5 protein-coding genes and 1 pseudogene are annotated in these 5,377 nt (G+C 55.4%); 3 read left to right on the top strand and 3 right to left on the bottom strand.

Annotated features, from left to right (window positions below):
* Positions 1 to 160, top strand: a 160-nt coding sequence (locus tag ACMX3H_RS10100; protein WP_415210723.1) for a transposase domain-containing protein, incomplete at its 5' end; no start/stop codon positions are given.
* Positions 161 to 270: 110 nt separating this feature from the next.
* Positions 271 to 657: a hypothetical protein gene (locus ACMX3H_RS10095; RefSeq protein ID WP_415210720.1), complete on the top strand. Its 387-nt coding sequence runs from the start codon at positions 271 to 273 to the stop codon at positions 655 to 657.
* A gap of 250 nt (positions 658 to 907) precedes the next feature.
* Here ACMX3H_RS10095 and pyk read toward each other — a convergent pair whose 3' ends face one another.
* Positions 908 to 2,350, bottom strand: a complete 1,443-nt coding sequence (gene pyk / locus ACMX3H_RS10090) for a pyruvate kinase (RefSeq protein WP_415210719.1) — start codon at positions 2,348 to 2,350, stop codon at positions 908 to 910.
* A 168-nt stretch (positions 2,351 to 2,518) separates the two neighbouring features.
* On the bottom strand, positions 2,519 to 3,376 hold the full coding sequence (locus ACMX3H_RS10085; protein ID WP_415210722.1) for a MurR/RpiR family transcriptional regulator: 858 nt from the start codon (positions 3,374 to 3,376) through the stop codon (positions 2,519 to 2,521).
* 323 nt (positions 3,377 to 3,699) lie between these two features.
* Between ACMX3H_RS10085 and zwf the strand changes: the two are divergent.
* Positions 3,700 to 5,176 (top strand): annotated as a pseudogene (gene zwf / locus ACMX3H_RS10080) (glucose-6-phosphate dehydrogenase).
* Between the two features lie 81 nt (positions 5,177 to 5,257).
* Here zwf and ACMX3H_RS10075 read toward each other — a convergent pair.
* Positions 5,258 to 5,377, bottom strand: a 120-nt coding sequence (locus ACMX3H_RS10075) for a transposase domain-containing protein (RefSeq protein ID WP_415210721.1), incomplete at its 5' end; no start/stop codon positions are given.

Genomic DNA, 5,377 nt, shown 5'->3' with positions numbered 1-5,377 from the left:
CGACCGGGCGGCGCTGATGTATACGCTGATCGGCAGTTGCAAACTGAACGACGTGGAGCCGGAAGCGTATCTGCGCCATGTGCTGGCGATTATCGCGGATCATCCCATCAACAAAATCAAAGAGCTCCTGCCGTGGAACCTCACCATCCCTGCTGAATAACTGTCAATACGGCACTGGGCGTACGCTTACCTCAATACTACCTGAACAAGGCAAATAAGCAGCCTGATTTTGCCCGCGCCGGCGTGATGGTTAACCAATACGGCGACCCTGTGGACGTACTGGTCACGAAATATATTGCAGGCAGTACCTTAGAGGATTTATCCGACGAGGAAAAAGGGAATGTGCTGCGTACCAAGGCGCTAGTGCTGCTCGATTCACGCGGACTCTATATGCATGATGCCGAGGTAGTGGGTAATATCCTGATCCAGAATGACGGTCGCATCTATTTCATTGATGCCGATCAGATGGTAATAGCGCAACGACAGCGTCTGGCGCGCACGCCGTCATTTGCCACCGACGTATTGGAAGAGGTGCTGGAGAAATACTATCAAATAATGACGAAACTGGCGTTAAAACGCGGCCGTCGCGATGACGAATATCGGACCCGTCTGTCTGCGTTACGCGCGATCCGCGGGCGGCCTGTGGCGCACGAGTAATGCCGCGGCAGGCTGAATATGGGCTAAGAGACCGGCAGGATTGTTTACCCAACGCACCCGCAAAAAAGAGAACGGCGGTAGGCGGACGTTAGCGCCTGACGGCCGCGCGTTGACCTCCTCGCGCGAAAACGCTTGCGGCGGGAACAGGGTTCGCACCCTGACGTTCGTCGTCGTCGGCAAAACGCCCGTGCGGGCCGCCGCGATTGGCCTCACGGCCGCTCGACGCGGGCAGTGAGGCGTCCGCCTTGGGTTATTCCACGCGCAGGATGCGGCTGGTATTGGTGGTGCCGACCATGTCCATCACGTCGCCCTGGGTGATGATCACCAGATCCCCCGAGACCAAAAACCCCTTGTCGCGCAGCAAATTGGTAGCGTGGGTCGCCGCCGCCACGCCGTCGCAATCGCCGTCAAAGTACACCGGCGTCACGCCACGATAAAGCGCGGTCAGATTGAGGGTATGCTCATGGCGCGAGAGGGCGAAAATCGGCAGACCTGAGCTGATACGGGACATCATTAGCGTGGTACGGCCCGATTCCGTCATCGAGATAATGGCGGTGATGCCCTTAAGGTGATTGGCGGCGTACATCGCCGACATGGCGATGGCTTCTTCGATATTGTCAAATTGCACGTCCAGCCGATGCTTGGACACATTAATGCTGGGGATCTTCTCCGCCCCCAGGCAAACGTTGGCCATGGCGGCCACCGTTTCGGCGGGATACTGCCCCACGGCGGTTTCGGCCGACAGCATCACCGCGTCGGTGCCATCGAGCACCGCGTTGGCGACGTCCATGACTTCGGCGCGCGTGGGCATCGGATTGGTTATCATTGATTCCATCATCTGCGTGGCGGTAATCACGGCGCGATTAAGGGTACGGGCGCGGCGGATCAGTTTCTTTTGAATACCCACCAGTTCAGGATCGCCGATTTCAACCCCTAAGTCGCCGCGGGCCACCATCACTACATCCGAGGCGAGGATGATATCGTCCATCGCTTCCTCGCTGGCCACGGCTTCGGCGCGCTCGACCTTCGATACAATTTTGGCATAGCTGCCTGCGTCACGCGCCAGGCGACGCGCATAGTTCAGATCCTCACCGGTGCGGGGAAAGGACACCGCCAGGTAGTCGACGCCGATTTTGGCGGTGGTAACGATATCGGCCTTGTCCTTCTCGGTCAGCGCTTCAGCGGACAAACCGCCGCCGAGCTTGTTGATGCCTTTATTGTTGGACAGCGGGCCGCCCACCGTCACTTCGGTGTAAACCCGTATACCCTGCACCTCCAGCACTTTGAGCTGCACGCGGCCATCATCCAGCAGCAGGATATCGCCGGGCACCACATCGTCGGGCAAGCCTTTATAGTCAATGCCCACCCGTTCGCGGTCGCCCTCGCCGTGGCCTAATGACGCATCGAGCAGAAATTTGTCGCCGACGTTCAGGAAAATTTTCCCTTCCCGAAACGTCGAAACGCGGATCTTCGGCCCCTGCAAATCGCCGAGTATCGCGACATGCCGGCCGAGACGGGCCGATATTTCGCGCACTTTCTGCGCGCGCAGGAGATGATCTTCCGCGCTGCCGTGTGAAAAATTGAGGCGAACGACGTTGGCGCCGGCGGCGATCACTTTTTCGAGATTATTATCGCGATCGGTGGCGGGACCGAGAGTGGTGACAATTTTGGTTCTTCTTAGCCGTCTGGACATGGATAACTCCGTTGACTTGGGCAATGGTGTTGTTGCAACAAAAAAACTGCTCCGGCGGGGCGCCAGACGTTTGGCCGGTCCCCGCTGCGGATAATCCCTGTTGATAAAAGCCTTTTCGCGGCGGCCAGGACGCCGGAGAAGGCGCGAAGGTTTCCCTGGATGCCTTCGTTAAAGTCCTTGTTCCGTTTTATCAAAGCGCGATTCTTTCAGGGCGTCCTTGACCCGCTTCAAGTTATCCCGGAATTTTGCGCCACGCCGCAGCGTAAAGCCGGTTGCCAGGACATCGATTAAGGTTAACTGCGCCAGGCGCGATGTCATCGGCATAAACATATCGGTATCTTCCGGCACGTCCAGCGCCAGGGTCAGTGACGCTTCCAGCGCCAGCGGCGAGCGCGGCGAGGTGATGGCGATAACCGTAGCATCATTCTCCCGCGCCAGCGCCGAGAGTTCTACCAGCATTTTGGTGCGGCCGGTATGAGAAATCAGCACCACGACATCGCCTTCGCTGGAATTCATGCAGCTCATGCGCTGCAAGACGATATCTTCCGAGTACACTACCGGGATATTGAAACGGAAAAACTTGTTCATCGCATCATGCGCCACCGCCGCCGAGGCGCCAAGACCAAAAAAGGAAATCTTCTTGGCTTGGGTAAGTAAGCCCACCGCACGGTTCACCGCGGCGATATCCAGGCTGTTTTTTACCTGCTCCAGACTCGCCATCGCGGACTCGAAGATTTTATGGGTATAGGAATCCACGCTATCATCTTCATCCACGTTACGGTTTACATACGGCGTCCCGTTCGCCAGACTCTGGGCGAGATGCAATTTAAAATCAGGATAGCCTTTGCTTCCTAAACGGCGGCAAAAACGGTTTACGGTTGGTTCGCTAACGTCCGCCGTGCGCGCGAGGATGGCGATGCTGGAATGGATGGCGGTTTGGGGGGAGAGCAGGATGACTTCCGCGACCTTACGTTCGGATTTACTCAGTAACTCCAGATGAGTATTGATCTTTTCCAGCATGTTCATAAGTGAATAGCTCATGGATTTTGCCGATTTCACACAAAGGAGAAATCATTACCGATTTAATGAAATATACTACGAGCCGGTAGTCAAAGGCAGCGAAACCGGATGGCCCTAGGTGTTTTTTGCCAGAGTATGACCTTTGTCTAACTTTCAAAGCGGTAAGACAACCACAATGTTGTTAATTAATTACACTTTTGAAAACAAAGCCGGGTATAATTGCCAAAAAACAGGGGGCTAGCGCGTTATTTTGACGTTTTGCCGGTCGATGTCAAAAAAAATACCCTAACGATGTAATAAAATTATAAATCCTGCACGAGGAGAAGAACATGGCGATAACATCCATAGCCCAGGCCTGTGATCTGGTCATTTTTGGCGCGAAAAGCGATCTGGCGAGGCGTAAGTTGTTGCCCTCGTTGTATCAGCTGGAAAAGGCAGGTTCACTTCATCCGGAAACCCGTATCATCGGCGTTGGCCGCGCGGACTGGGACGTCAAAGCTTATACCAAGGTGGTGCGTGAAGCGTTGGAAACCTTCATGAAGGAGCCTATTGACGACAAATTATGGAAGACCCTGAGCGCACGGCTGGATTTCTGCAATCTGGATGTCAACGAGACCAAGCATTTCAGCCGACTGGGTGAAAAACTGGATCAGCAGGCGCGGGTGACGGTGAACTACTTCGCCATGCCGCCCAACACCTTCGGGGTAATCTGCAAGGGCTTGGGCGAAGCGGGTCTGAACAGCGAACCGAGCCGCGTCGTGATGGAAAAACCGCTCGGTACCGATCTGGACTCTTCCCGGGTGATAAACGATCAGGTCGCGGAATATTTCAATGAGAGCCAGGTTTACCGCATCGACCATTATCTGGGCAAAGAGACCGTGCTGAATTTGCTGGCGCTGCGTTTCGCCAATTCGCTTTTCGCCCCCAATTGGGATAATCGCACCATCGATCATGTCCAGATTACGGTCGCCGAGGAAGTCGGCATCGAAGGCCGCTGTGGCTATTTCGATAAAGCCGGCCAAATGCGCGACATGATCCAAAGCCATCTGCTGCAGATCCTGACCATGATAGCCATGTCGCCGCCCTCGGATCTGACCACCGACCGTATCCGTGATGAAAAAGTGAAGGTGCTGCGCTCGCTGCGTCCCATCGATCACAGCAATGTGCGTGATACCACAGTGCGTGGGCAGTATACCGGCGGGTTCGTGCAGGGGAAAAAAAGTCCTCGACTATTTGGAAGAAGAGGGCGCGAATAAAAACAGCCGCACCGAAACCTTCGTTTCCATCCGCGTCGACATCGACAACTGGCGCTGGGCAGGCGTGCCGTTTTATCTGCGTACCGGCAAACGTTTGCCGACCAAATGTTCCGAAGTGGTGGTTTATTTCAAAAACCCGGCGCTCAACCTGTTCCGGGATTCCTATCAGCAATTGCCGCAGAACAAATTGACCATCCGTCTGCAGCCGGCCGAAGGGATGGATATCCAGATCCTGAACAAGGTACCGGGTTTGGATCATAAACACCGTCTGCAGACCACCAAATTAGATCTGAGCTTTACCGAAACCTTTAACCAGGAACATCTGGCCGACGCTTATGAACGGCTGCTGCTGGAAACCATGCGCGGTATCCAGGCTCTGTTCGTCCGCCGTGACGAGGTGGAAGAAGCCTGGAAATGGGTCGACTCGATTATGGAAGCCTGGGAGGCGGACAATGACGCGCCGAAACCTTATCAGGCCTGCACCTGGGGGCCGGTAGCCTCCGTCGTGATGATTACCCGCGATGGGCGGTCGTGGAATGAGTTCGAGTAACGGCCGGCGTTAGCCCCGCCGTCAGGAAACGTTCCGCGCCACGTGTTTTTTGTAAGCGTAAGCCCAGCGCCGTATTGACAGTTATTCAGCAGGGATGGTGAGGTTCCACGGCAGGAGCTCTTTGATTTTGTTGATGGGATGATCCGCGATAATCGCCAGCACATGGCGCAGATACGCTTCCGGCTCCACGCCGTTCAGTTT

Source organism: Sodalis sp. (in: enterobacteria) (genome assembly GCF_047607725.1).
In the GTDB taxonomy this organism is placed as follows: domain Bacteria; phylum Pseudomonadota; class Gammaproteobacteria; order Enterobacterales; family Enterobacteriaceae; genus JBLKSS01.
The sequence above is the reverse complement of the archived record's forward strand: the minus strand, read 5'-3'. Positions and strand labels throughout refer to the sequence as shown.

Excerpts from the sequence above, each read along its gene's own strand:
- pyk (WP_415210719.1), bottom strand. The coding sequence starts at position 2,350 with ATGTCCAGACGGCTAAGAAGAACCAAAATTGTCACCACTCTCGGTCCC.
- ACMX3H_RS10085 (WP_415210722.1), bottom strand. The coding sequence starts at position 3,376 with ATGAACATGCTGGAAAAGATCAATACTCATCTGGAGTTACTGAGTAAA.